Annotated in this window: 1 protein-coding gene; it reads right to left on the reverse strand. The window is 68.4% G+C overall.

All coding sequences use genetic code 11. The annotated features are described in order from the left end of the window. Nucleotides 1–833 (reverse strand): acyltransferase domain-containing protein (locus IE247_RS33930; protein ID WP_190127220.1); only part of this gene is annotated, 833 nt, incomplete at both ends.

The raw sequence follows: 833 nt of genomic DNA on the forward strand, positions 1-833 counted from the left end.
GCCGCGACCGAGATACGGTCCTCACCCCACGGAGCGATCAACTCCCGCACCTTCACGGCGGGCAGCGGGACGGACACCATGCCGCCCAGACCCGCCAGCACCCGACCGATCGCCTGACTCCGCAACGCGACCACCCGAGCCGCATCCTCCAACGACAGAATCCCCGCCACACACGCGGCCGCGATCTCACCCTGGGAATGGCCGACGACCGCACCCGGGCGCACCCCCGCAGCACGCCAGACCTCCGCCAGCGACACCATCACCGCGAACAACGCCGGCTGCACCACATCCACACGCTCCAACGACGGAGCACCCTCCACACCCCGCAGGACATCGCTCAGCGACCAGTCCGTGAACGGCTCCAGCGCCCTCGCACACTCCCCCACCCGCGCAGCGAACACCGGCGAGGAATCCAGCAGACCCGCAGCCATCCCCACCCACTGCGAACCCTGCCCCGGGAACACGAACACCGTCTTCCCCGACACCACCGAACCACTCACCACACCAGCGGCCAGCGAACCCGAAGCCACCGCCCCCACACCCGCCACATGATCAGCCAGCACCACCGCACGATGATCCAAACCCGCACGCGACGACGCCAGCGACCACCCCACATCCACCACACCAGCATCAGGAACAGCCGAAAGCCACCCCGACAACCGCTCCGCCTGCCCACGCAACGCCACCGCACTACGCCCCGACAACACCCACGGAACAACCACCGGCACCACACCCGGATCAATGCCCGCCGACTCCTCCTCCGGAGCCTGCTCCACGATCACATGCGCGTTCGTACCACTGAAACCGAACGACGACACACCCGCACGACGGGG

This window comes from Streptomyces inusitatus (assembly GCF_014651115.1).
Lineage (GTDB): Bacteria > Actinomycetota > Actinomycetes > Streptomycetales > Streptomycetaceae > Streptomyces > Streptomyces amakusaensis.